This is a genomic window from Klebsiella sp. WOUb02, from assembly GCF_050058015.1.
GTDB lineage: Bacteria > Pseudomonadota > Gammaproteobacteria > Enterobacterales > Enterobacteriaceae > Klebsiella.
On sequence record NZ_CP170110.1, the window covers coordinates 27,862 to 52,380 of the forward strand.

The window sequence follows — 24,519 nt, forward strand, 5'->3', positions numbered from 1 at the left end:
ATTTATACACAAAATGGCTGATCGGACTTGTTCGGCGTACAAGTGTACGCTATTGTGCGACTCGAAACTTAAAATAGTGCGACTTACAGAGGTATTGAATGAAACGTGCAGTGATTACTGGCTTGGGCATCGTTTCCAGCATCGGTAATAACCAGCAGGAAGTCCTGGCATCTCTGCGTGAAGGACGTTCAGGGATCACTTTCTCTCAGGAATTTCAAGATTCAGGTATGCGCAGCCACGTATGGGGCAACGTTAAGCTGGACACCACCGGTCTGATCGACCGTAAAGTGGTTCGCTTTATGAACGATGCTTCCATCTACTCCTATCTCTCAATGCAGCAGGCCGTAGAAGATGCCGGGCTGAAAGAAGAGGTTTATCAGAATAACCCGCGCGTAGGCCTGATTGCCGGTTCCGGCGGTTCCTCAAAATACCAGGTGTTTGGCGCAGACGCGATGCGCAGCCCGCGCGGCCTGAAGGCCGTTGGCCCGTACGTCGTGACCAAAGCGATGGCCTCTGCCGTTTCCGCCTGCCTCGCTACCCCGTTCAAAATCCACGGCGTTAACTACTCCATCAGCTCCGCCTGTGCGACTTCCGCACACTGCATCGGCAATGCCGTAGAGCAGATTCAGACTGGGTAAACAGGACATCGTTTTTGCCGGCGGCGGCGAAGAGCTGTGCTGGGAAATGGCCTGCGAATTCGACGCAATGGGCGCGCTGTCCACCAAATACAACGAAACTCCGGACAAAGCGTCCCGTACCTATGATACGCACCGCGACGGTTTCGTCATCGCTGGCGGCGGCGGGATGGTTGTGGTTGAAGAGCTGGAGCACGCTCTGGCGCGCGGTGCGCACATCTATGCGGAAATCGTCGGCTACGGCGCAACTTCCGATGGCGCCGACATGGTTGCCCCGTCGGGCGAAGGCGCCGTTCGCTGCATGCACATGGCGATGCAGGGCGTTGATACCCCGATTGATTACCTGAACTCCCACGGTACCTCCACTCCGGTTGGCGACGTGAAAGAGCTGGGTGCGATCCGTGAAGTCTTCGGCGATAACAGCCCGGCAATCTCCGCAACCAAAGCGATGACCGGCCACTCGCTGGGCGCCGCTGGCGTGCAGGAAGCTATCTACTCTCTACTGATGCTGGAACACGGCTTTATCGCGCCAAGCATCAACATCGACGAGATGGACGAGCAGGCCGCAGGCCTGAACATCGTGACTAAGCCGACCGAACGTGCGTTGAAGACCGTGATGTCCAACAGCTTCGGCTTTGGCGGCACCAACGCCACCCTGGTGATGCGTAAACACGACGCATAGTCAGTCAGTAATTGAAAAGGGAGCCGGCAGGCTCCCTTTTTTTCATTATTGACAGAGCCTGGCGCAGGGAGGCACACTCACTTCGTCTTACTCTGCGAACTGGAGTAAAGCATGTCCGCAGCGACAGAAACCGCAAATCCCTCTTCGGCGAATATTTCGCTATTTCGCATTACGTTCTCCGTATTTTTGACCTACATGACCGTTGGCCTTCCGCTGCCGGTGATCCCCCTTTTTGTCCACCATGAGCTCGGTTTTGGCAACACGATGGTCGGCATCGCCGTCGGGATACAGTTTCTGGCGACGGTGCTGACGCGGGGCTACGCCGGTCGCCTGGCCGACCAGTACGGCGCTAAACGATCGGTGCTGCAGGGCATGCTGGCCTGTGCGCTGGCCGGCGCCGCGTGGCTGCTGGCGGCGTTGCTGCCGGTGCCGATTGTCGCGAAATTTGCGCTACTGGTGCTCGGCCGGCTGATCCTTGGTTTTGGCGAGAGCCAGCTGCTAACCGGCAACCTGAGCTGGGGGATGGGTCTCGTCGGGCCGACGCGTTCGGGAAAAGTCATGTCGTGGAACGGAATGGCCATGTATGGATCGCTGGCGGCTGGCGCCCCGCTGGGGCTGCTGATCTACACGCATTACGGCGTCGCCGCGCTGGCCTGCGTTACCATGGCGCTGCCGCTGCTGGCCTTCGCGATTAATGGCACGGTCCGCAAGGTTCCGGCTCACGGCGGCGAACGTCCGTCGCTGTGGAGCGTTGTCGGTATGATCTGGCGTCCGGGGATTGGTCTTGGCCTGCAGGGCGTTGGATTTGCGGTGATTGGCACCTTCGTCTCGCTCTACTTCGCCAGCAACGGCTGGGCGATGGCCGGCTTTACGTTGACCGCTTTTGGCGGCGCCTTCGTGCTGATGCGCATTCTGTTTGGCTGGATGCCCGATCGCTTCGGCGGGGTGAAGGTGGCGACGGTCTCGCTGCTGATTGAGGCTGCGGGCCTGACGCTGCTGTGGCTGGCGCCGGATGCCTGGACAGCCTTAGCCGGCGCCGCGCTGACCGGCTGCGGCTGCTCGCTTATCTTCCCGTCGCTGGGCGTGGAGGTGGTGAAACGCGTTCCGCCACAGGTACGGGGCACCGCGCTGGGCGGCTATGCGGCGTTTCAGGATATCTCATACGGCGTTAGCGGCCCGCTTGCCGGACTGCTGGCGACGTCCCTGGGCTACTCGTCCGTCTTCCTGGCGGCGGCGGTCTGCGCCGCGCTGGGTATTGTCATCACGCTGATATCGTTACGAAAATAGGCCTATGGTTCGGCCCTCGGTGAGTTAGGGCCGGCCTGCGCGGACGTTATCGTAAACATAGCGGTGATTTAGCGGCCCGTCATCTTTTGCAGCAACGTATCGGCAGCAGACAGGGTTACGCGATCATCAGCCATATCAGCGCCACCGCGACCAGAGCCAGCAGGATAAGCCACGGCTTTTTGATTCGCGCGAAGAGCGGGGCCGGCTCCGACTGGAGAGACGGGATCGCCAGGGTCTCCTGGGCCCGCGCCACGCGCAGCACAAAAACTTTGTTTAATAGCGTCAGTATCTGGCTGGCGCTCAGCACCGATTGCGGCGTCACGTGCCAGCTGTGGCGGGCAAAATCGGCGATCTTCTGCCACTCCTGCGCTTCAAGCGGCTGTTTCAGCGCGGCCTGCAGCGAGTTGAGCGTCGGACTGGTCTGGGTGCTTAGCGTTTGTCGCGCCTGCAGCCAGTAGGAGAGCGGGGTAAAATGCGTTGCCGGGATCAGCTCGCCGGTTTTCACGCCGCACAGCTCCAGCATCGATTGCCAGATAAGCTTGCCGGGCTCACCGGTTGCGGCGGCAAGACGGGTCACCAGCTGGTTCAGCGTATTGTGCTCCGCCGGCAGCAGCGGGCGCAGCGTAGGCTGACGCTGCTGGGGCGACGGAATCGACAGCCGGCCGTTCTGCAGCAACTGCAGCACGTTCTCAAGCTGCTGCTGGCTCAGCGCGTGTAGCGCGGTTTGCCCGTAGTGCTGGCGGATATAATCGCTCACCGCCTGACGATTGTTGCCCTGATTCAGCAGTTCGCCGAGCTGCGCCAGAGTCTGACGGTGGTGATGGTTTTGCTGTGCAACGGTCAGGCGCTGGTTCAGGTGACTTTCGGCGGCGGCAAAGTGGCATGCCAGCAGCGGCGCATCGCCTTTAAGTCCCAGATCGTGCTTGATTCCGGCCCACACTTCCGTGCTCTGCTGCGATGTTAACGCCACCAGGCGCGTGATCAGTCGCTCGAGAACGGTGCGTTGCTGGGTGGTCAGCGAGAGCTCCCCGGCGACGGAAGCGCCGGAGGGAGCTGTCCCCGGAGGGCGATCGGACATACCTGAAACGGGTTGTGTCATGATTAATCCTTTCCGTATTACTGTACTGAGGCCCGGTGATGATGTTCCTGGCGGCGAGATTATGGCACACTTCCCCGGTTTACTCTCGTTCTCAGACAGGTACTGAACCGTGAAAATCCTCGTTGATGAAAATATGCCCTATGCCCGTGAGCTTTTTAGCCGTTTGGGCGAGGTGAGGGCGGTCCCCGGCCGCCCAATTCCGGCTGAAGCGCTGACCGATGCCGACGCGCTGATGGTCCGCTCCGTCACGAAAGTCAATGAAGCGCTGCTTGCCGGCAAGGCGATACAGTTCGTCGGCACCGCGACCGCGGGGACCGATCATGTCGATCAGGCGTGGCTGCAGCAGGCAGGGATCGGTTTTTCCGCCGCGCCCGGCTGTAACGCGATTGCGGTTGTTGAGTACGTTTTCTCGGCGCTGCTGATGCTGGCCGAGCGCGACGGCTTTGCGCTGACCGATCGTACCGTCGGGATCGTCGGGGTGGGCAACGTCGGTGGACGCCTGCAAAAACGTCTTGAAGCGCTGGGGATCAAAACGCTGCTTTGCGATCCGCCACGCGCGGATCGCGGCGATGAAGGCGATTTCCGCAGCCTCGACGAGCTGGTTCAGCAGGCCGATGTGCTGACGTTCCACACGCCTTTATATAAAGAAGGGCAGTACAAGACGCTGCATCTCGCGGATGAGGCGCTAATTAGCCGCCTGAAGCCGGGAACGGTGTTAATTAACGCCTGCCGTGGTCCGGTGGTGGATAACGCCGCGCTGCTGAAACGCCTGCAGGCCGGGCAGCCGCTGAGCGTCGTGCTTGACGTCTGGGAGCCTGAGCCGGATCTTAACCTTGAGCTGCTGGATCGCGTGGATATCGGTACCGCGCATATCGCCGGCTATACTCTGGAAGGAAAAGCGCGCGGGACGACCCAGGTGTTTGAAGCCTACAGCGCGTTTATCGGGCATCCGCAGCAGGTGGCGCTGGATACCCTGCTGCCGGCGCCTGAGTTTGGTCGTATTACTCTCCACGGAGCGCTCGATCAGGCAACCCTGAAAAGGCTGGTCCATTTGGTGTATGATGTGCGCCGCGACGATGCGCCGCTGCGAAAAGTGGCCGGTGCCGCGGGCGAATTTGACAAGCTGCGCAAAAATTACCAGGAACGCCGTGAATGGTCTTCGCTGTACGTACAGTGCAGCGATGAGCAGGCGGCGACGCTGTTGCGGCAGCTCGGCTTTAATGCCATACATCACCCTGTTCGTTAATATCTTCTTAATGACCCTGTTGGATACTCCTGCAGGGTCGCTTTTTCCTGGAGTAAACCACCATGTCTGAAGGCTGGAATATTGCCATACTGGGCGCAACGGGCGCCGTTGGCGAAGCCCTGCTTGAAACCCTTGCTGAACGCCAGTTCCCGGTGGGAGATATTTACGCCCTGGCGCGTAACGAAAGCGCGGGCGAACATCTGCGCTTTAACGGTAAGTCGGTCATCGTACAGGATGCCGCGGAGTTTGACTGGACCCAGGCCCAGCTGGCCTTTTTCGCCGCCGGCGTCGAGGCCACCGCGGCCTACGTTGAAGAGGCGACTAACTCCGGCTGTCTGGTTATCGACCTGAGCGGCCTGTTCGCGCTGGAGCCGGACGTCCCGCTGGTCGTGCCGGAAGTTAACCCATTCGTGCTGGCGGATTACCGCAATCGGAACGTTATTGCCGTGGCCAACAGCCTGACCAGCCAGCTGCTGGCCGCGCTGAAGCCGTTGATTGATCAAGGCGGCCTGTCGCGTATTCAGGTCACCAGCCTGCTCTCCGTTTCCGCCCGCGGTAAAAAAGCCGTCAGCGCGCTGGCGGGGCAGAGCGCTAAGCTGCTCAACGGCATGCCGATTGATGAAGATGATTACTTCGGTCGTCAACTGGCGTTCAACATGCTGCCGCTGCTGCCCGATCGTGAAGGCAGCGTGCTGGAAGAGCGACGCATCGTCGACGAGGTGCGGAAGATCCTCCAGGATGAAGGGCTGATGATCTCCGCAAGCGTGGTTCAGTCGCCGGTTTTCTACGGCCATGCGCAGGTGGTTAATTTCGAAGCCATGCGCCCGCTGGCCGCAGAAGAGGCGCGCGATGCCTTTGCGCGCGGCGAAGATATCGAGCTGTCCGAAGCGAGCGAATTCCCGACTCAGGTTGGCGATGCTTCCGGCACCACTCAGCTCTCCGTCGGCTGCGTGCGTAACGATTACGGGATACCGGAGCAGGTTCAGTTCTGGTCCGTTGCCGACAACGTCCGCTTCGGCGGCGCGCTGATGGCGGTGAAAATCGCCGAGAAGCTGGTGCAGGAGTATTTTTACTGATGTCTGAGATGGAGCAGCAGCCGGTCTATAAAATCGCGCTGGGCATCGAGTACGACGGCAGTAAGTATTACGGCTGGCAGCGGCAGAACGAGGTGCGCAGCGTGCAGGAGAAGCTGGAAAAGGCGCTCTCGCAGGTGGCGAATGAGCCGATTAGCGTCTTTTGCGCCGGCCGCACCGACGCCGGCGTGCACGGCACCGGCCAGGTGGTGCATTTTGAAACGCGCGCGCTGCGTAAAGACGCGGCCTGGACGCTGGGCGTGAATGCGAATTTGCCTGGTGACATTGCCGTGCGCTGGGTTAAACATGTGCCGGAAGCGTTCCACGCGCGCTTTAGCGCCACGGCGCGCCGCTACCGCTACGTTATCTATAACCATCGGCTGCGCCCGGCGGTGTTAAGCCAGGGGGTGACCCATTATCATCAGCCTCTGGACGCCGAGCGGATGCAGCGCGCGGCGCAGTGCCTGCTGGGCGAGAATGATTTTACCTCGTTTCGGGCGGTGCAGTGCCAGTCGCGCACGCCGTGGCGCAATATTAGCCATATTCGCGTCACGCGCTACGGCCCGTATGTGGTGGTCGATATCAAAGCAAACGCCTTTGTGCATCATATGGTAAGGAACATTGTCGGCAGCCTGATGGAAGTAGGGGCCGGTAACCAGTCGGAGAGCTGGATTGCAGAACTTCTGGCGGCAAAAGACAGGAAGCTAGCCGCCGCGACGGCAAAAGCTGAGGGATTGTATCTGGTGTCGGTTGATTATCCGGCCCATTTCGATCTGCCGGTGATGCCGATGGGTCCGCTGTTTTTGGCGGACTGACGTATACGCCTCATCCTTCAGCCGCCGCTTTGCCGGCCGCGCTGGTTTTCCCGGACTCGCCGCTTTGCGCGCCTTCCGGGAGCTAGCGTTCGGCCGCCTGGATGCGCCGTGAAGGGTTTTACGTATTGCTATTAAGGACTAAAACGGTATGGACCTGATTCGCTTTTTAATTGATTTCATCCTGCATATAGATGTACACCTGGCCGAACTGGTTGCCGAGTACGGTATCTGGGTTTATGCCATTCTGTTTTTGATTCTGTTTTGCGAGACGGGTCTGGTGGTCACGCCGTTCCTGCCGGGAGATTCGCTGCTGTTTGTTGCCGGCGCGCTGTCAGCGCTGCCGACTAACGATCTGAACGTGCATCTGATGGCGGTGCTGATGGTGATCGCGGCAATTGTCGGCGATGCGTTGAACTACACCATCGGGCGGCTGTTTGGTGAAAAGCTTTTCAGTAATCCTGATTCTAAAATCTTCCGCCGCAGCTATCTGGACAAGACCCACGCGTTCTACGAGCGTCACGGCGGCAAAACCATTATCCTTGCCCGCTTCGTGCCGATTGTCAGAACCTTTGCGCCATTTGTGGCGGGAATGGGCCATATGTCCTATCGTCATTTTGCGGCCTATAACGTGGTTGGCGCGCTGCTGTGGGTGATGCTGTTCACCTATGCGGGCTATCTGTTTGGCGATTTACCGATCGTCCAGGAAAACCTGAAGCTGCTGATTGTCGCCATTATTCTCCTCTCCGTGCTGCCGGGAGTGATTGAAATCATTCGCCACAAGCGCGCGGCGGCGAAGCAGTCAAAATAGTTTTAGTAGCCTAATCTACCGCGGGCGGAACGCCGCCGCCCGCAGAGTGAAGTGTGAGCGGTACGACCACTTTTTTATCCCATGTGACGGGATGTTATGATTTAATGTGCAACATTCATGGTCTGTAAGGGTCAAAAATGGCATTATGCGCCCCTTACGACAAAACTGGCATCGACCAGGTTCAGGCAGAAAGGTTATCAATGAGCTGGATTGAACGAATTAAAAGCAATATCACTCCCACCCGCAAGGCAAGCATTCCTGAGGGTGTATGGACCAAGTGCGACAGCTGCGGCCAGGTATTGTACCGCGCAGAGCTGGAGCGCAACCTGGAGGTTTGCCCTAAGTGCGATCACCATATGCGTATGTCGGCGCGTAATCGCCTGCATAGCCTGTTGGACGAAGGTTCCCTTGTGGAGCTGGGAAGCGAGCTCGAGCCGAAAGATGTGCTGAAGTTCCGCGATTCGAAAAAATACAAAGACCGCCTGGCGTCGGCTCAAAAAGAGACCGGCGAGAAAGATGCGCTGGTGGTCATGAAGGGCACGCTGTACGACATGCCGGTTGTCGCCGCGGCTTTTGAATTCTCCTTTATGGGCGGTTCAATGGGCTCGGTGGTGGGCGCGCGCTTCGTACGTGCCGTTGAGCAGGCGCTGGAAGACAGACTGCCCGCTGGTTTGCTTCTCAGCGTCCGGCGGCGCGCGCATGCAGGAAGCGCTGATGTCGCTGATGCAGATGGCGAAAACGTCCGCCGCGCTGGCGAAAATGCAGGAGCGCGGTTTACCCTATATCTCCGTGCTGACCGATCCGACGATGGGCGGCGTATCGGCGAGCTTTGCGATGCTTGGCGATCTCAACATCGCGGAGCCGAAGGCGCTGATCGGCTTTGCCGGTCCTCGCGTTATCGAACAAACCGTTCGCGAAAAGCTGCCGCCGGGATTCCAGCGCAGCGAGTTCCTGATTGAAAAAGGGGCGATCGACATGATCGTACGTCGCCCTGAAATGCGCCTGAAGCTGGCCAGCATTCTGGCGAAGCTGATGAATCTTCCGACGCCGTGCCCGGAAGTTTCGCTCGAAGGCGACGCGGTGCCGTCGGTACCGGATCAGGAACCAGAGGCCTGATAGTGCAGAGGGCAGGCCTGACGGTGCTGCCCTTTTTTTATATTCGAATAGCTACGCGACATCATCCTGATCTGACCGCATCGCGGTACGCTGAAGGATGAGCGTATTTACCGTTAACGCTTGCGGACATCATGGAAAAAGAACCTATTCCTCAGGCCACGTCGCCCCTGGCTACGTGGCTTTCTTATCTGGAGCATCTGCACAGCAAAACTATCGATCTCGGGCTGACGCGCGTGAACGAAGTTGCCGGGCGGATGGCGGTTGTGAAACCCGCACCGTTCGTATTTACGGTGGCGGGAACCAACGGTAAGGGGACCACCTGCCGTACGCTGGAGTCGATGCTGATGGCGGCTGGCTATCGGGTCGGCGTCTACAGTTCACCGCATCTGGTGCGCTATACCGAACGCGTTCGCGTGCAGGGAGAGGAGCTGCCGGAAGCGGCGCATACCGCCTCTTTCGCCGAAATCGAAGCCGCGCGCGGCGCAATATCCCTGAGCTATTTTGAGTTCGGTACGCTTTCGGCGCTGTGGCTGTTTAAGCAGGCGCAGCTGGATGTCGTTATCCTTGAGGTTGGGTTAGGCGGCCGTCTTGACGCGACAAATATCGTTGATGCCGACGTGGCGGTGGTGACCAGCATTGCGCTCGATCATACCGACTGGCTGGGGCCGGATCGCGAAAGCATCGGCCGCGAAAAGGCCGGTATTTTCCGCTCAGGCAGGCCGGCTATCGTCGGTGAGCCGGATATGCCTCATACCATTGCCGACGTTGCGGCGGAAAAAGGCGCGCTGCTGCGGCGTCGCGACCTTGACTGGCGCTATGCTGCCGGCGATCAGGCGTGGGATTTCAGCGACGAGCAGGGGACGCTGGCGGGACTGCCGCTGCCTCAGGTGCCGATGCCGAACGCGGCAACGGCGCTTGCCGCGCTGCGCGCCAGCGGGCTGACGGTGAGCGAACGGGCGATCCGCGACGGCATTAAGCAGGCGATGCTGCCCGGGCGTTTCCAGATAATTGGCGAGGCGCCGCTAGTGATCCTCGACGTTGCCCATAATCCACATGCGGCGGCCTATCTGGCCGGGCGTCTCAAAAGCCTGCCGAAAACGGGGCGCGTGCTGGCGGTTATTGGTATGCTGCATGATAAGGACATTGCCGGTACGCTGGCAAACCTGATGGCGGAAGTTGATTGCTGGTACTGCGCGCCGCTGGAAGGGCCGCGCGGGGCAACGGCGGAACAGCTGCTGGAGCATTTGCGTACGGGGAGAGCCTGTGCGGATGTCGCTCAAGCATGGCATGCGGCCATGGCCGATGCCGGACCGGAAGATACGGTGCTGGTGTGCGGTTCATTCCACACCGTGGCGCACGTAATGGAAGAAATAGACGCGGGGAGAATCGGTGGCGAGTAAGTTTCAGAACCGTTTAGTCGGGACGATTGTGCTGGTGGCGCTGGGGGTCATTATCCTCCCGGGGCTGCTTGACGGTCAGAAAAAACACTATCAGGATGAGTTTGCGGCGATCCCGCTGGTGCCGAAGCCGGGCGATCGCGATGAGCCTGACATGCTACCGGCGGCAACTCAGGCCCTGCCTGCCCAGCCTCCGGAAGGGGCGGCGGAAGAGGTGAGGGCCGGAAATGCGGCGGCGCCGTCGCTGGATCCGTCGCGCATCCCGGTAAACAGTAACAGCTTCGATGATGTTCAGGAGCCGGTTGTCGCGCCCAGGCCGCAGCCAAAACCTCAGGTTCAGCCGAAGCCGCAACCTCAGCCGCAGCCTAAGCCGGTCGATAAGCCGCAACCGCAGCCGCCGCAGCAGCAGACTGCCGCCCAGACGCCGGCGCCGAAGCCGGCTGAAATTCCTGCGCCAACCGGCAGAGCCTACGTGGTGCAGCTGGGGGCGCTGAAGAATGCGGACAAGGTCAACGAAATCGTCGGTAAGCTGCGCTCCTCCGGGTTCAAGGTTTACACGTCGCCTTCGACGCCGGTGCAGGGAAAAATCACCCGCATTCTGGTTGGTCCTGATGCTTCGAAAGATAAGCTGAAAGGCCAGCTTGGCGATCTGAAGCAGCTGTCGGGTCTGAGCGGCGTGGTGATGGGATACAGTCCAAACTAGCTTTGCTATTCAGCCTGATAGCGTTGCAGAACGCCGATGCAGATGCCGGGTCAGGAGGCGATTGCCCTTGTGCAGTCGGGCGCGTTCGGGTGAGCGAGTCGTCGGGCCCGCTAACCCGCTCACCGTCAGCGAGTGAGGGGCTGAATCCCTTACCTGACAGGCCCTGCAGAGGCAAAAGGCAGAATGGCGTTGAATGTTTTTTCAGCGCCATTTTTATTTCTGTAGGGCACGGAAATCCCTACGCAAACGTTTTCTTTTTCTGTTAGAATGCGCCCCGAACCGGACGACAGGGCGTAAAATCGTAGGATGTATATGGTCTGGATTGATTACGCCATTATTGCGGTGATTGGTTTTTCCTGTCTGGTAAGCCTGATCCGCGGCTTTGTTCGTGAAGCGTTATCGCTGGTAACCTGGGGATGTGCTTTCTTTGTTGCCAGTCATTACTACACTTACCTGGCTGTCTGGTTCACGGGCTTTGAAGACGAAATGGTCCGCAATGGGATTGCTATCGCGATACTGTTTATCGCAACGCTTATCGTCGGCGCTATCGTTAATTACGTGATTAGCGCACTGGTAGAGAAAACGGGCCTGTCGGGTACCGACAGGGTGTTAGGGATCTGTTTTGGCGCCCTTCGCGGCGTGCTGATTGTCTCGGCGATCCTGTTCTTTCTCGATAGTTTTACCGGTATGGCGAAGAGCGAAGACTGGCAAAAGTCGGAGCTTATCCCGCAGTTCAGTTTCGTTATCAGATGGTTTTTTGACTATCTGCAGAGCTCGTCAAGTTTCTTGCCCAAAGCATAAGCGTTGGGACGTAGCTGAACGAGGAAAAGACGTATGTGCGGTATTGTCGGTATCGCCGGTGTTATGCCGGTAAACCAGTCGATTTATGACGCGTTAACGGTGCTTCAGCATCGTGGCCAGGATGCCGCAGGCATCATCACCATTGATGCAAATAATTGCTTCCGCTTGCGTAAGGCAAACGGGATGGTGAGCGATATTTTTGAGGCTCGCCACATGCAGCGTATGCAGGGCAACATGGGGATCGGCCACGTCCGTTACCCAACGGCCGGCAGCTCCAGCGCCTCCGAGGCTCAGCCTTTCTACGTTAACTCGCCGTATGGCATTACGTTGGCGCATAACGGTAACCTGACCAACGCTCACGAGCTGCGTAAAAAGCTGTTTGAAGAGAAACGCCGCCACATCAACACCACCTCCGATTCTGAAATTCTGCTCAATATTTTCGCCAGCGAACTGGATAACTTCCGCCATTACCCGCTGGAAGCCGACAATATCTTTGCGGCAATTGCGGCGACCAATCGGCAGATTCGCGGCGCCTACGCCTGCGTGGCGATGATTATCGGCCACGGTATGGTTGCGTTTCGCGACCCGAACGGTATTCGCCCGCTGGTGCTGGGCAAGCGCGACGTCGGTGACGGCCGCACCGAGTACATGGTGGCCTCCGAAAGCGTGGCGCTGGATACGCTGGGCTTCGAGTTCCTGCGCGACGTTGCGCCGGGAGAAGCGGTGTACATCACCGAAAAAGGCCAGCTGTTTACCCGCCAGTGTGCGGAGAACCCGGTCAGCAACCCGTGCCTGTTTGAGTACGTCTACTTTGCCCGTCCGGACTCCTTCATCGATAAGATCTCCGTCTATAGCGCGCGCGTGAATATGGGGACCAAGCTGGGCGAGAAGATTGCCCGCGAGTGGGAAGATCTGGACATTGACGTGGTCATTCCGATTCCGGAAACCTCCTGCGACATCGCGCTGGAAATTGCCCGCATTCTTGATAAGCCTTACCGTCAGGGCTTCGTCAAAAACCGTTACGTCGGCCGTACATTTATCATGCCGGGCCAGCAGCTGCGCCGTAAATCAGTACGCCGTAAGCTCAACGCTAACCGCGCCGAGTTCCGCGATAAAAACGTCCTGCTGGTCGATGACTCCATCGTCCGCGGCACCACCTCAGAGCAGATTATCGAGATGGCGCGCGAAGCGGGTGCGAAGAAGGTCTATCTGGCCTCCGCGGCGCCGGAGATTCGCTTCCCGAACGTCTACGGCATCGATATGCCGACGGCCACCGAGCTGATTGCCCACGGTCGTGAAGTGGACGAAATTCGGCAGATCATCGGCGCCGACGGCTTAATCTTCCAGGATCTGAACGATCTGATCGACGCTGTACGCGCTGAGAACCCAGATATTCAGCAGTTTGAATGTTCGGTATTTAACGGCGTGTACGTCACTAAGGATGTCGATCAGCGGTACCTTGATTATCTCGACTCCCTGCGTAATGACGACGCCAAAGCAGTGCAGCGTCAGAACGAAGTGGAAAACTTAGAGATGCACAACGAAGGCTAAGCCACGCCTTTGTAGCCAAAGCCCGCGGTCTGCAGACGGCGGGCTTTTTGTTTTCCGCAATCCGGTTCGCTGGCCGCCGGGCTTGCGTCCGGTGCGATAATCCGGCAAAGTCTGCGACACCAGGCACAAGGGGCAATCATCGTGAAACGACTTATCATTGGAATTTCTGGCGCCAGCGGTGCCGTTTACGGCGTGCGGCTGCTCCAGGTATTGCGCGATGTCGCGGATGTTGAAACCCATCTGATCATGAGCCCGGCGGCGCGGCAGACTCTGGCCCTGGAAACCGACTACGCGTTGCGTGAAGTTCAGGGGCTGGCTGACGTGGTCCACGATGCTCGCGATATCGCCGCCAGCATCTCTTCCGGCTCGTTTAAAACGGACGGGATGGCGATATTGCCCTGCTCGGTGAAAACGCTTTCAGGTATTGTTCATAGCTACACCGATGGCCTGATGACCCGGGCGGCGGACGTGGTGCTGAAGGAGCGTCGTCCGCTGGTGCTCTGCGTGCGCGAAACGCCGTTCCACCTCGGGCACCTGCGTCTGCTGGTCCAGGCGGCGGAAATGGGGGCGATTATCATGCCGCCGGTTCCGGCCTTCTACCATCGTCCGCAAACCCTGGACGACGTTATCAATCAGACGGTCAATCGCGTGATCGATCAGTTTGATATTACTCTGCCGCAGGACCTGTTCGCCCGCTGGCAGGGGGCATAGGCGTGCGCTAAAATAGTGCGCTTTATGATTCTTTGCGCCCCGATGGTGCAATTTTGTCGCCCCGATCAAATCCTCAACATTTAATTTGTTTTTTTGCGTTTCGGCGCTGCGGTTTCTCCGTTAATACTGGTATCTTCCCTTTCAAGACAATTCTGCAACTTTATATTAACAAATTTAACGCTGTTTCCGGCACGCACTGAGAAAATGGCACAAAAACTGCAGGATACGTCGGCACTACACATAACTAAACAACGCACCGCATAACAACATCAAGACACTTAAGGGTATTGTATGAAGAAGACGATCCTGGCCCTCTCTTTAATTATGGGAATTAGCAGTGCTTCCAGCGTCTTTGCAGCGCTGCCGCAAAGCATCCGCATCGGCACCGATGCCACCTACGCGCCGTTCTCCTCGAAGGATGCCAAAGGTGATTTCGTCGGCTTTGACATCGATTTGGGTAACGAACTCTGTTCGCGTATCAAGGTAAAATGTACCTGGGTTGGCAGTGACTTTGATTCACTGATCCCGTCGTTGAAGGCGAAGAAAATTGACGCCATCATCTCTTCATTATCGATTACCGAAAAGCGTCAGCAGGAGATTGCCTTCTCTGACAAACTTTATGCCGCAGACTCCCGCCTGATTGCGCCGAAAGGCTCCACCATCCAGCCGACGCTGGAGTCGCTGAAAGGCAAACACGTCGGCGTGCTGCAGGGCTCTACTCAGGAGTCTTACGGCAACGAACGCTGGCGCAGTAAAGGCGTGGACGTCGTGGCCTACCAGAACCAGGACCTGATCTACTCTGACCTCGCCGCCGGTCGCCTCGACGCCGCGCTGCAGGATGAAGTGGCCGCCAGCGAAGGGTTCCTCAAACAGCCTGCCGGCAAAGATTTCGCCTTTGCCGGTCCTTCCGTAAAAGACAAACAGTTCTTCGGCGATGGCACCGGCATTGGCCTGCGCAAGACGGACGGCGAGCTGAAAGTCGCCTTCGACAAAGCGTTGGGTGAAATGCGTAAAGACGGTACCTACGACAAGATGGCGAAGAAGTACTTCGACTTTAACGTTTACGGCGACTAAGCGCACGGCTGGCCCGGGATACCGGGCCTGTTAGATTTGCCATAGCTATCGACGCCCCTTGTTGGTGCATTGGTCGTCTCGTGGTCTCATTTTGGTGCAAAAATTGCATAGTTAAGCGTTTCTGATGCGAAAAAATTTGCTCCCTGGCGCAGAATGTTTTGCCTTATCGGGGAGAAAAGTGGCACGATAACTGGCGTAAGTACTTCTAATAAACCCATTAGAATGACAGTTTGTTGAGGATAGTTATGAAAAAACTGGCGTTGTCTCTTTCTTTAGCGCTGGCCCTTTCCAGCGTTTCCACGGTGTTCGCAGCAGTTCCGCAAAAGGTTCGTATCGGTACAGATCCCACTTATGCCCCGTTTGAATCGAAAAATGCGCAGGGTGAGTTGATTGGTTTTGACATCGATCTGGCCAAAGAGCCTGTGTAAGCGCATCAATACGCAATGTACCTTCGTTGAGAACCCGCTGGATGCGCTGATCCCATCTTTAAAAGCGAAGAAAATCGATGCGATTATGTCTTCGCTTTCTATTACTGAAAAACGCCAGCAGGAAATTGCCTTCACCGACAAACTGTATGCTGCCGACTCCCGCCTGGTGGTGAAAAAGGGCAGCGATATTACGCCGGATCTTACCCTCCTGAAGGGCAAGCGTATCGGCGTGCTGCAGGGCACAACCCAGGAAACTTACGGTAACGAACACTGGGCGCCAAAAGGGATTGAGATTGTCTCCTATCAGGGGCAGGACAATATCTATTCCGACCTGACCGCCGGCCGCATTGACGCTGCGTTCCAGGATGAAGTGGCCGCTAGCGAAGGCTTCCTCAAGCAGCCGGTAGGAAAAGACTATCAGTTCGGCGGCCCGTCCATTAAGGACGAGAAGCTGTTTGGCGTCGGCACCGGCATGGGTCTGCGTAAAGAGGACAACGAGCTGCGTGAAGCGCTGAATAAAGCCTTCGCGGAAATGCGCAAAGATGGCACCTACGACAAGCTGGCGAAAAAATATTTCGATTTTAACGTGTACGGCGACTAACCATCACGCGTACGCCACCGCGCGTATTTTCGCGCGCGGTGGTCGATGATAGACAGGGCAGACAGCATGCTGTACGGGTTTTCACAGGTAATATTGCAGGGCGCTCTTGTCACGCTGGAGCTGGCCCTTAGTTCGGTTGTGCTGGCGGTCCTGATTGGTCTGGCCGGCGCCGGCGCCAAGCTATCGAGCAATCGACCGCTGGCGCTGGTATTTGAAGGTTACACCACCTTAATTCGTGGCGTACCGGATCTGGTGCTGATGCTGCTGATTTTCTACGGGCTGCAGATCGCGCTGAACGCGCTCACCGATGCGCTGGGTATGTCGCAGTTTGATATCGACCCGATGATTGCGGGTATCATCACTCTCGGCTTTATCTACGGCGCGTACTTTACGGAAACCTTCCGCGGCGCTTTCCTCGCGGTCCCGAAGGGACACATCGAAGCGGCGACCGCCTTTGGTTTCAGCGGCGGCCAGACCTTCCGGCGCATCCTGTTCCCGGCGATGATGCGCTATGCGCTGCCGGGGATTGGCAACAACTGGCAGGTTATCCTGAAAGCTACGGCGCTGGTTTCGCTGCTCGGGCTGGAGGATGTGGTTAAAGCGACGCAGCTGGCGGGGAAAAGTACCTGGCAGCCGTTCTATTTTGCCATCGTCTGCGGCCTGATTTATCTCGTATTTACAACGATTTCCAATGGTGTGCTGCTGCTGCTTGAACGCCGTTATACCGTGGGCGTGAAGAGGGCTGACCTGTGATTGAGATTATTCAGGAGTACTGGAAATCCCTGCTGTGGAGCGACGGCTACCGCTTTACCGGCGTTGCCATTACGCTGTGGCTGCTAATCTCCTCGGTGGTGATGGGCGGCGTGATGGCGATTTTTCTCGCCATCGGGCGCGTCTCCAGCAATAAGTACATTCAGTTTCCGATCTGGCTTTTTACCTATATTTTCCGCGGTACGCCGCTCTACGTGCAGCTGCTGGTGTTTTACTCCGGTATGTACACGCTGGAAATTGTCAAAGGCACCGAGCTGCTGAACGCCTTTTTCCGCAGCGGCCTGAACTGTACGGTGCTGGCGCTGACGCTGAATACCTGCGCCTATACGACGGAGATTTTTGCCGGGGCGATTCGTTCGGTCCCCGCCGGTGAGATTGAGGCGGCGCGGGCGTATGGTTTTTCATCGGTCAAGCTGTATCGCTGCATTATTCTCCCCTCCGCGCTGCGCATCGCGCTGCCGGCGTACAGTAATGAAGTGATTCTGATGCTGCACTCCACCGCGCTGGCCTTTACCGCCACGGTGCCGGATCTGCTGAAAATTGCTCGTGATATTAACTCGGCGACCTATCAGCCGTTTACCGCCTTCGGCATTGCCGCGGTGCTGTACTTAATTATCTCGTATGTGCTGATTAGCCTGTTCCGCAAGGCGGAAAAGCGCTGGCTGCAGCATATAAAACCTTCTTCGACGCACTGAGAACGCCATGTCCGACAATAAATTAAACGTTATCGATCTCCATAAACGTTACGGCGAGCATGAGGTACTGAAAGGTGTCTCGATGCGGGCAGAAGCCGGGGACGTTATCAGCATCATCGGCTCATCGGGTTCCGGTAAGAGTACCTTTTTGCGCTGTATTAACTTTCTTGAGAAACCGAGCGAAGGCACGATTGTCGTGAGCGGGCAGAATATTGGCCTGGTCCGCGACAAGGATGGCCAACTCAAGGTGGCGGATAAAAATCAGCTGCGCCTGCTGCGCACCCGTCTGACGATGGTATTCCAGCACTTCAACCTGTGGAGCCATATGACGGTGCTGGAAAACGTCATGGAAGCGCCCATTCAGGTGCTGGGGCTAAGCAAGCAGGAAGCGCGGGTGCGGGCGGAGAAATACCTGGCGAAAGTCGGCATCGACGAGCGCCAGCAGATCAAATATCCGGTGCATCTCTCTGGCGGCCAGCAGCAGCGCGTGTCCATTGCGCGCGCGCTGGCGATGGAGCCTGAAGTCCTGCTGTTCGATGAACCGACCTCCGCGCTCGATCCCGAGCTGGTGGGGGAAGTGCTGCGCATTATGCAGCAGCTGGCGGAAGAGGGGAAAACGATGGTGGTGGTGACGCACGAAATGGGCTTTGCCCGCCACGTCTCCTCGCACGTTATTTTTCTCCATCAGGGTAAAATTGAAGAGGAAGGCCATCCCGATGAGCTTTTCGGCAATCCGCAAAGCCCGCGTTTGCAGCAGTTTCTCAAAGGCTCGCTGAAGTAAATTCTGCGATCTTCCCGGCGGGGAAATACCCCGCCGGATCAGGATCGGCGCTCCAGGCGATAGATCCAGTCATCGTAGTCAACGCCGTCCAGATGCCAGGCCTTCTCCAGAATCTGGATCCGCCGGAAACCGTGCTTTTCCAGCAGCCGTGAAGAGCCTGAATTATCCCCGATAACCCACGCATTAATCGCGTTGATGCCGAGCCGGGTAAATCCGTAGTGGCAAATCTCCTTTAGCGCTTCGCTGGCGTAGCCTTTCCCCTGAGCCTCAGGCAGCAGGGCGTAGCCGACGTCGGCTTCGTGCGGGTTTTTACTGCTGATGCGCAGGCCGTTATCGCCAAGAGCCTCGCCGCGGCTATCGCGCAGCACGAAGACGCCGGATGCGGCGCGGCGCGCATCGAAGACGCTTCGCAGCGCCGCCTCGTCAAGAATAGGCCCCATAAAGCGCATAACCTGGCGATCGCTACGCAGGCGCAGGAAAAAGGGCCAGTCGGATTCGCTGAACGGAGAGAGCAGCAGGCGCGGGGTGGTTAGCGTAATCATAAGCGGGCCATTACCATGGGTCGTAGGTTCACCTTAACACCAGAAAGTACCGGATAACATGATCCTGTACCGATCGTTGCGGCGGTTATCCGGCGGCTGGTGAGGTCGGTAGCGCCTTGTTGAGCCCGCGAAAATAGTGCATCACGGTTTCGCTCTGACGGGAGGCCCGCAGCTGCAGGGCCAGATTCAGGCCGTCGAGGACCTCCGCGTGCGCCACCAGCGGCGAGTCTGCCGCAATTCTCGCTTCCGCGACCAGCCAGCCGACAATGGTTTTCCAGCGCCACAGCGGCGAGTTGCCCTTGACGCGCTGCACCGGGCCGGGGAATTTGCCGGAGCCGCGCGCTCCGTCTTTCAGCAGGGCAACGGCCTGTCGTGAAAGACCGGTGAGTTCGGCGATGTCGCTTAGGCCCACGAGGACAGCGTCAACGGACTCGACCCGGGCATTCAGCTCCGATGCGGATTCGATGTTATCGATGGTGGACAGAATCGCCTGTTCGAGCGATTCGCTTTCGCGATCGAACTCCAGATACACCGCCGTTCCGTAAAAGCAAACCAGCGCGTCAGTACAGCCGGCGTGATGCAACGCGTCCTCAAGGCCTGGCGTATGGGCGCTAACGCCTGATAGCGTTAGGGTAAAGTTATAGAGGGTCATAGTTTGCGATCCTTATGATTAAACCGAGCCGCCGACGTTGAACGGCAGCGGTCGACCATCCTGATAATTTGCTTCGCGTGATTCTCGGGAACGGCAGGGGTCGACCAGATGCTCATCATGTGTTCACGATGATTAGCCGTCCCGCACCTGAGTCGTCCGAAGCAGTGCGCGCTTTTCCCGCCAGCAATAAAAATCCACCCCCGTGCGCGAGCATATTCGATGGCGGCTCTGATGTGTTTATCCGGATGTTCCTTCATCAATGCGTCCTCTGATACTGAACGTTATGTTGACGGTTGTCAACGGTGTTGTGCTAAAAAAACAGACACCGGGACGTTATGACAGCGAGCGGGAAAGGAAGTTGGAACGAGCTTCACGGCGCCAGACGAACGGCGGCAGGAGAGTGGATTACTGCGAGATAGCTTCCACAGGCGGTAGGCGATCAGGGGAGACCCGGGAGATCGGCCCCTCTCCCGGGATTAAAAATGCGGCGTCTTTACCCAAGGACGTCTTTTAGCGCCTCATCCAGATCGTACCAGCGAAAGCCAAAGCCGGCGGCCTCCAGACGCTTTGGCAACGCGCGCTGGCCGCCGAGCACCAGTACCGATGATTCACCCATTAGCAGGCGTATTGCCGATGCCGGGACGCGAAAAATTGCCGGGCGATTTAGCGCCTGACCAAGCGCGTGGGCGAACTGCTCGTTACGTACCGGATAAGGCGAAACCATATTAAAGGGGCCGCTCAGGTCGTTATCCAGCAGCCACAGAATAGCGTTAACCATGTCATCGATATGGATCCACGCCAGATACTGCCTGCCGCTGCCGATAGGGCCACCGAGGCCGAGCTTAAAGGCCGGGGTCATTTTGGCAAGGATGCCGCCTCTCGAGGCCAGCACGACGCCGGTACGCAGCAGACAGACGCGGGTGCGGTCGCTTTGCGCTTCGCAGGCTAGCTGTTCCCAGCGGGCGCAGAGTTTGTGGGTAAATTCATTGTGCGGCGGCTCCTCTTCGGTGACAACGATCTCCCCGAGGTCGCCATAATAACCGGCCGCAGAGCCGCTAATCAGCACCGCAGGCGGGGTGTCGCTGGCGTTGATGAGCGCGACCAGCTGTTGCGTGATATCCCAGCGGCTGTGGCACAAACGCTGCTTTTGCTCCGCCGTCCAGCGTTTGTCGGCAATAGGCTCGCCCGCCAGATTGATAACCGCGTCAATGTCGTTGAGATGCTGCTGGTTGTCAAAACCGCGCCATAGGGTGACGCGGGGATCGAGTCGGGAGCGGGCTTTTTCCGGGCTGCGCGTGGATACCGTTACGTTATGCCCCAGCTCCAGCAGCCGGGGAATGAGATGCCGACCAATCAGGCCGGTACCGCCAGTAAGCAGAATCTTCATAGCGCCTCCCTAAGAAGCCTACCGCCGCCAGCTCATGGTCATTGATACCGAGTCGGCGTAGCGCAGTGCATAAAGTTTATCGATCTCAACTTCAGCATAAGTGACCCAGTGATGTTCGCATGCGATATCGAGCACATCCTGAGTTAATTTTTCCAGTAAGGAGAAGCGGTTATTCTCAATATGGCTGATGATGCGCTTGGTGATGGTACGGTAGTTCAGCGCATCGTTGATATCTTCGCTATTGCGGGATTGTTCCGCCGGGTAGTGAATGGCGACGTTGACCACCACATCCTGACGGTTAGCGATCTCTTCCTCTTTAATACCAATAAAAGTACGCAGGCGTAGGTTTTTTATACGAATAATGGCGTCTGGCTGAGACATTGCAGGCTTCCTTCGTGTTGTCATTTCCGCAATCATACATGAAAGCAGGTCGTGCGAGCAGGGGGTTAATATTGTTGAATTTTCAGCAATGCCTGGGCGGTTGCCGGCCGCTGGCGAATACGCTCAAACCAGTTATGTACCGCCGGGAAGTTGGCGAGATCGATACGCTGGCGCTGGTGCGCGCTAATCCACGGCCAGCAGGCGATATCGGCAATGCTGTAGCGTTCGCCGCCGAGCCACGGGCTGACCTCCAGGCGCCGGTTGAGCACGCTGTATAGCCGCTGCGTTTCCACCTGATAGCGCTCAATGGCGTAGGGAACCGTCTGCGGAGCCGAATAGTTAAAGTGCTGATTTTGGCCGAGCATCGGCCCCAGCCCGCCCACCTGCCAGAACAGCCACTGCAGCGTAGCGTGGCGCTCGCGCAGCTCGCCGCTCAGCAGCTTTGCCGATTTCTCGGCAAGATAGAGCAGAATGGCCCCGGATTCGAACAGGCTCAGCGGCGCTCCGCCGTCGGTAGGGAGGTGGTCGACTATCGCCGGGATTTTATTATTCGGCGAGAGGCTGAGAAACTGCGGGCGGAACTGTTCGCCTTTGTTGATATCGACCCGAATCAGCCGATAGGCCAGCTCCGCTTCTTCGAGGAACAGAACGATTTTTTGGCCGTTTGGGGTGGGTGCGTAGTAAAGATCGATCATAATGTCTCCCGCCGTCGTGGGTCGCCAGTTTTCGAGTATAGGTGACCTGGCGTATTGCGGGAGAATAGGGTGATAAATTCAGCGCGCCGCGGTGGCCGAAATCCCTCTTTCGCGCGCCAGGGCGATAAACGCCTGCAGCCCGGGCGGAATATGGCGGCGGCCCGGATAGTAGAGGGACAGGCCGCCAAAAGAAGGGCACCAGCCGTCCATTACGCTGATGAGCCTGCCACAGGCCAGATCGTCCTGAATAAACCAGTCCGAGATAAACGCCAGCCCGATACCCGCCAGCGCCGCGCGGTGGATAGCCTGCATCTCGTTAAGAATAATCCGCGGCGGAACGCTAAGCGCCATTTTTTGCCCATCCCGCTCCAGCTCCCAGCGATAAATTCCGCCGTGCGACATACGCATGCCAATCCCCTGGTGTTGCATAAGATCGTCCGGATTTTGCGGAACGCCGTGTTGGGCAAAATAGTTCGGAGTGCCGACGATCAGCATCCGCGCGTCGGGCGTCAGGGCGACGGCAATCATATCCTGCGGCAGCGATTCTGCCAGGCGAATCCCCGCGTCGTAGCCTTCGGCAACGATATCTACCAGCCGGGATTCGGTGGCGATATCTAGGCGCATTGCCGGGTAGCGCTTGAGGAAGGTCTCGAAAATATCAAACAGCAGGGCAACGCTTTCGCGCGGCGCGTTAATCCTCAGGGTTCCGCTCGGCATTTCAGGCTGGGTGGCCACCTCCTCCGAGGCGCGCCGGATTTCGGCCACGGCGGGCGCTATTCGCTCAACGTAGCGCTGTCCGGCTTCGGTCAGCGCGACGCTGAGGGTTGTACGATTAAACAGGCGTACGTTGAGACGCGCCTCCAGTCCGGCAACGGCGTTGCTGACGGCGGTTGCCGACATGCCCAGCTCCCGGGCCGCCGCGCGAAAGCTTTGCCGATGCGCGACGGCAAGAAGGACTTCGAGTTCAGTAATACCGCTACGCTGCATAATTATCCCGATTTTCGTAACAGACTGTGCTGATTATACCCGCTTATCGCGGCAATACGATGCTCCTATACTCCCGGATATCCAACAAGATGGGAAAATCATTATGCTGAACATCGACCAAATTTATATCAACGGCCAGTTTGTCACGCCGCACGGTAGCGAAGAGTTTGCGCTGTTTAACCCGACGACCGAAGAGACGATTGGCCGGGTTCGGCTGGCTGACGAACGGGATGCACAGCGGGCGATTGCCGCGGCCAAAGCGGCATTTCCGGCGTGGTCACGGACGACGAAGGAGGAGCGTCTGGCCGTGCTGGAACGGATGTATCAGGCCGTTCAGGCGCGGGAAGCCGATTTGCTGGAAGCCATTGTGACGGAATACGGCGCGCCGGCTTCCCGCTCGCAGTGGATGGCGGCGTGGCCGGCGCAAACCATCAGGCAGGCGATGGCCACGCTGGAGCGCTTTGAGTTTGTCGAGCAGGCCGGCCGTGCCCGGGTGGTGATGACGCCGGTCGGCGTCGCGGGATTGATTACGCCGTGGAACAGCGATGCCGGTTTTATCTGCAGCAAGCTGGCGACGGCGATGGCGGCAGGCTGTACGGCGGTGATTAAGCCGAGCGAGATGAGCGCCTGGCAGACGCAAATTATTAGCGAAGCGCTGCACGCGGCCGGGATCCCGGCGGGCGTATTTAACATCGTCACCGGACGCGGGGAGATCGTGGGGGACGCTATCAACCATCACCCCGATATCGCAAAAATTTCGTTTACCGGCTCAACCGCCGTCGGCAAACATATTATCGAAAGCGGAGCGCAGACGCTCAAGCGCGTGACGCTGGAGCTTGGGGGCAAGTCGCCCACCGTCATTCTTAATGATGCGGATATACAACAGGCGGTTCCGCTGGCGCTGGCGGCCGGGTTTATGAACAGCGGGCAGGCGTGCGTTGCCGGGACGCGTATTTTGCTCCCCGCCCGGCGCCAGGCCGAGTTTGAGCAGGCAATCGTGCAGGCCGTGGAAGCCGACTATCTGTCTGGCGACCCGCGCGATCCCCGGACCGCGATTGGCCCGATGGTCAGCCAGAAGCAGTGGCAGCGGGTGCAGGATTATATTCGCCTGGGACAGCAGGAGGGCGCCCGGGTGCTGACGGGCGGCGTCGGCCGGCCGCAGGGCATGGAAAAAGGGTGGTGCGTTAAACCGACCGTGTTCAGCGACGTGCATAACCAGATGCGTATAGCGCGGGAAGAGATTTTTGGCCCGGTGCTGGTCATTATCCCTTATCAGGACGAGGCCGAGGCGATTGCGCTTGCCAACGACACCGCGTACGGCCTCAGCGCGCTGGTATTATGCGGCGATCGCCAGCGCGGTACGGAGGTGGCTCTGGCGATTGAGTCCGGGCGCGTGCTGGTCAACACCCTCGAACATGAGCCGCAGGCGCCGTTTGGCGGGTTCAAGCAATCCGGCGTGGGGCGTGAAATGGGAAGATGGGGGATGCAGGCCTACCTGGAGCCGAAAACGCTGCTCGTTGGCTAGTGCAAAATCCTCATGGCGCGATAAGTGACATCCCTCAGAAGACAGGATATGTTGATTTATCGCCCCATTACTTATT

General features: G+C 58.1%; 23 protein-coding genes and 3 pseudogenes. 18 read left to right on the plus strand and 8 right to left on the minus strand.

Annotation, left to right across the window (positions count from 1 at the left end):
- Window positions 1-98 precede the first annotated feature (98 nt).
- Window positions 99-1,317: pseudogene (gene fabB / locus ABOC21_RS06865) on the plus strand (beta-ketoacyl-ACP synthase I).
- Between the two features lie 111 nt (window positions 1,318-1,428).
- Window positions 1,429-2,604, plus strand: coding sequence for an MFS transporter (locus ABOC21_RS06870; RefSeq protein ID WP_426814019.1), 1,176 nt, complete (start codon window positions 1,429-1,431; stop codon window positions 2,602-2,604).
- Between the two features lie 115 nt (window positions 2,605-2,719).
- Here ABOC21_RS06870 and flk read toward each other — a convergent pair whose 3' ends face one another.
- Entirely contained in the window at window positions 2,720-3,703 is a 984-nt protein-coding gene (gene flk, locus ABOC21_RS06875; protein ID WP_426814020.1) for a flagella biosynthesis regulator Flk, read from the minus strand.
- Window positions 3,704-3,812: 109 nt separating this feature from the next.
- Here flk and pdxB point away from each other — a divergent pair, with 109 nt between their 5' ends.
- The 10 genes and pseudogenes from pdxB to ABOC21_RS06925 all read left to right on the plus strand — a co-directional run bounded on the left by pdxB (window position 3,813) and on the right by ABOC21_RS06925 (window position 13,924).
- Entirely contained in the window at window positions 3,813-4,949 is a 1,137-nt protein-coding gene (gene pdxB / locus ABOC21_RS06880) for a 4-phosphoerythronate dehydrogenase PdxB (RefSeq protein WP_426814021.1), read from the plus strand.
- A 62-nt stretch (window positions 4,950-5,011) separates the two neighbouring features.
- Window positions 5,012-6,025 carry an aspartate-semialdehyde dehydrogenase gene (locus tag ABOC21_RS06885; protein WP_426814022.1) on the plus strand — a complete coding sequence of 338 codons (1,014 nt, stop codon included), beginning with the start codon at window positions 5,012-5,014 and terminating at the stop codon, window positions 6,023-6,025.
- On the plus strand, window positions 6,025-6,837 hold the full coding sequence (gene truA, locus ABOC21_RS06890; RefSeq protein ID WP_426814023.1) for a tRNA pseudouridine(38-40) synthase TruA: 813 nt from the start codon (window positions 6,025-6,027) through the stop codon (window positions 6,835-6,837). The genes ABOC21_RS06885 and truA overlap by 1 nt, the downstream gene beginning before the upstream one ends.
- 148 nt (window positions 6,838-6,985) lie before the next feature.
- Window positions 6,986-7,645 (plus strand): DedA family protein, encoded by a 660-nt coding sequence (locus tag ABOC21_RS06895; RefSeq protein WP_426814024.1) that lies wholly within the window; start codon window positions 6,986-6,988, stop codon window positions 7,643-7,645.
- A gap of 200 nt (window positions 7,646-7,845) precedes the next feature.
- Window positions 7,846-8,761 (plus strand): annotated as a pseudogene (accD, locus tag ABOC21_RS06900) (acetyl-CoA carboxylase, carboxyltransferase subunit beta).
- Window positions 8,762-8,892: 131 nt separating this feature from the next.
- Window positions 8,893-10,161, plus strand: coding sequence for a bifunctional tetrahydrofolate synthase/dihydrofolate synthase (gene folC, locus ABOC21_RS06905; protein ID WP_426814025.1), 1,269 nt, complete (start codon window positions 8,893-8,895; stop codon window positions 10,159-10,161).
- On the plus strand, window positions 10,151-10,861 hold the full coding sequence (dedD, locus tag ABOC21_RS06910; protein WP_426814026.1) for a cell division protein DedD: 711 nt from the start codon (window positions 10,151-10,153) through the stop codon (window positions 10,859-10,861). The genes folC and dedD overlap by 11 nt, the downstream gene beginning before the upstream one ends.
- 312 nt (window positions 10,862-11,173) lie before the next feature.
- Window positions 11,174-11,662, plus strand: coding sequence for a colicin V production protein (gene cvpA / locus ABOC21_RS06915; protein ID WP_041147709.1), 489 nt, complete (start codon window positions 11,174-11,176; stop codon window positions 11,660-11,662).
- Window positions 11,663-11,695: 33 nt separating this feature from the next.
- A complete protein-coding gene (gene purF / locus ABOC21_RS06920; protein ID WP_123755266.1) occupies window positions 11,696-13,213 on the plus strand; it encodes an amidophosphoribosyltransferase in 1,518 nt (505 codons plus the stop codon).
- 141 nt (window positions 13,214-13,354) lie between these two features.
- Window positions 13,355-13,924 carry a UbiX family flavin prenyltransferase gene (locus tag ABOC21_RS06925; protein WP_426814027.1) on the plus strand — a complete coding sequence of 190 codons (570 nt, stop codon included), beginning with the start codon at window positions 13,355-13,357 and terminating at the stop codon, window positions 13,922-13,924.
- Between the two features lie 80 nt (window positions 13,925-14,004).
- Here ABOC21_RS06925 and ABOC21_RS06930 read toward each other — a convergent pair whose 3' ends face one another.
- Complete coding sequence (locus ABOC21_RS06930) at window positions 14,005-14,166, minus strand: hypothetical protein (RefSeq protein ID WP_426814028.1); 162 nt, start codon at window positions 14,164-14,166, stop codon at window positions 14,005-14,007.
- Window positions 14,167-14,215: 49 nt separating this feature from the next.
- Here ABOC21_RS06930 and argT point away from each other — a divergent pair, with 49 nt between their 5' ends.
- The 5 genes and pseudogenes from argT to hisP all read left to right on the plus strand — a co-directional run bounded on the left by argT (window position 14,216) and on the right by hisP (window position 18,274).
- Window positions 14,216-14,998, plus strand: a complete 783-nt coding sequence (gene argT, locus ABOC21_RS06935; RefSeq protein WP_426814029.1) for a lysine/arginine/ornithine ABC transporter substrate-binding protein ArgT — start codon at window positions 14,216-14,218, stop codon at window positions 14,996-14,998.
- A 245-nt stretch (window positions 14,999-15,243) separates the two neighbouring features.
- A pseudogene (gene hisJ, locus ABOC21_RS06940) lies at window positions 15,244-16,027 on the plus strand (histidine ABC transporter substrate-binding protein HisJ).
- A 66-nt stretch (window positions 16,028-16,093) separates the two neighbouring features.
- Window positions 16,094-16,780 (plus strand): histidine ABC transporter permease HisQ, encoded by a 687-nt coding sequence (locus tag ABOC21_RS06945; protein WP_095100529.1) that lies wholly within the window; start codon window positions 16,094-16,096, stop codon window positions 16,778-16,780.
- Complete coding sequence (locus ABOC21_RS06950) at window positions 16,777-17,493, plus strand: ABC transporter permease (RefSeq protein ID WP_426814030.1); 717 nt, start codon at window positions 16,777-16,779, stop codon at window positions 17,491-17,493. Before ABOC21_RS06945 ends, ABOC21_RS06950 begins: the two co-directional genes overlap by 4 nt.
- Before the next feature lie 7 nt (window positions 17,494-17,500).
- A complete protein-coding gene (gene hisP / locus ABOC21_RS06955; protein ID WP_426814031.1) occupies window positions 17,501-18,274 on the plus strand; it encodes a histidine ABC transporter ATP-binding protein HisP in 774 nt (257 codons plus the stop codon).
- Window positions 18,275-18,312: 38 nt separating this feature from the next.
- Here hisP and ABOC21_RS06960 read toward each other — a convergent pair whose 3' ends face one another.
- From ABOC21_RS06960 to ABOC21_RS06985, 6 genes are all read right to left on the minus strand, one after another.
- On the minus strand, window positions 18,313-18,816 hold the full coding sequence (locus ABOC21_RS06960) for a GNAT family N-acetyltransferase (protein ID WP_426814032.1): 504 nt from the start codon (window positions 18,814-18,816) through the stop codon (window positions 18,313-18,315).
- Between the two features lie 85 nt (window positions 18,817-18,901).
- On the minus strand, window positions 18,902-19,468 hold the full coding sequence (locus ABOC21_RS06965) for a helix-turn-helix transcriptional regulator (RefSeq protein WP_426814033.1): 567 nt from the start codon (window positions 19,466-19,468) through the stop codon (window positions 18,902-18,904).
- A 493-nt stretch (window positions 19,469-19,961) separates the two neighbouring features.
- Window positions 19,962-20,855 carry a TIGR01777 family oxidoreductase gene (locus tag ABOC21_RS06970; protein WP_426814034.1) on the minus strand — a complete coding sequence of 298 codons (894 nt, stop codon included), beginning with the start codon at window positions 20,853-20,855 and terminating at the stop codon, window positions 19,962-19,964.
- Between the two features lie 18 nt (window positions 20,856-20,873).
- Window positions 20,874-21,236 (minus strand): dihydroneopterin triphosphate 2'-epimerase, encoded by a 363-nt coding sequence (folX, locus tag ABOC21_RS06975; protein ID WP_426814035.1) that lies wholly within the window; start codon window positions 21,234-21,236, stop codon window positions 20,874-20,876.
- A gap of 65 nt (window positions 21,237-21,301) precedes the next feature.
- The gene (yfcG, locus tag ABOC21_RS06980; RefSeq protein ID WP_426814036.1) at window positions 21,302-21,931 is read right to left on the minus strand and encodes a GSH-dependent disulfide bond oxidoreductase; all 630 of its coding nucleotides are present in this window, start codon (window positions 21,929-21,931) and stop codon (window positions 21,302-21,304) included.
- A 78-nt stretch (window positions 21,932-22,009) separates the two neighbouring features.
- The gene (locus ABOC21_RS06985; protein WP_426814037.1) at window positions 22,010-22,918 is read right to left on the minus strand and encodes a LysR family transcriptional regulator; all 909 of its coding nucleotides are present in this window, start codon (window positions 22,916-22,918) and stop codon (window positions 22,010-22,012) included.
- A gap of 103 nt (window positions 22,919-23,021) precedes the next feature.
- Between ABOC21_RS06985 and ABOC21_RS06990 the strand changes: the two genes are divergently transcribed.
- Window positions 23,022-24,443 (plus strand): aldehyde dehydrogenase family protein, encoded by a 1,422-nt coding sequence (locus tag ABOC21_RS06990; RefSeq protein ID WP_426814038.1) that lies wholly within the window; start codon window positions 23,022-23,024, stop codon window positions 24,441-24,443.
- The last annotated feature ends 76 nt before the right edge of the window (window positions 24,444-24,519 follow it).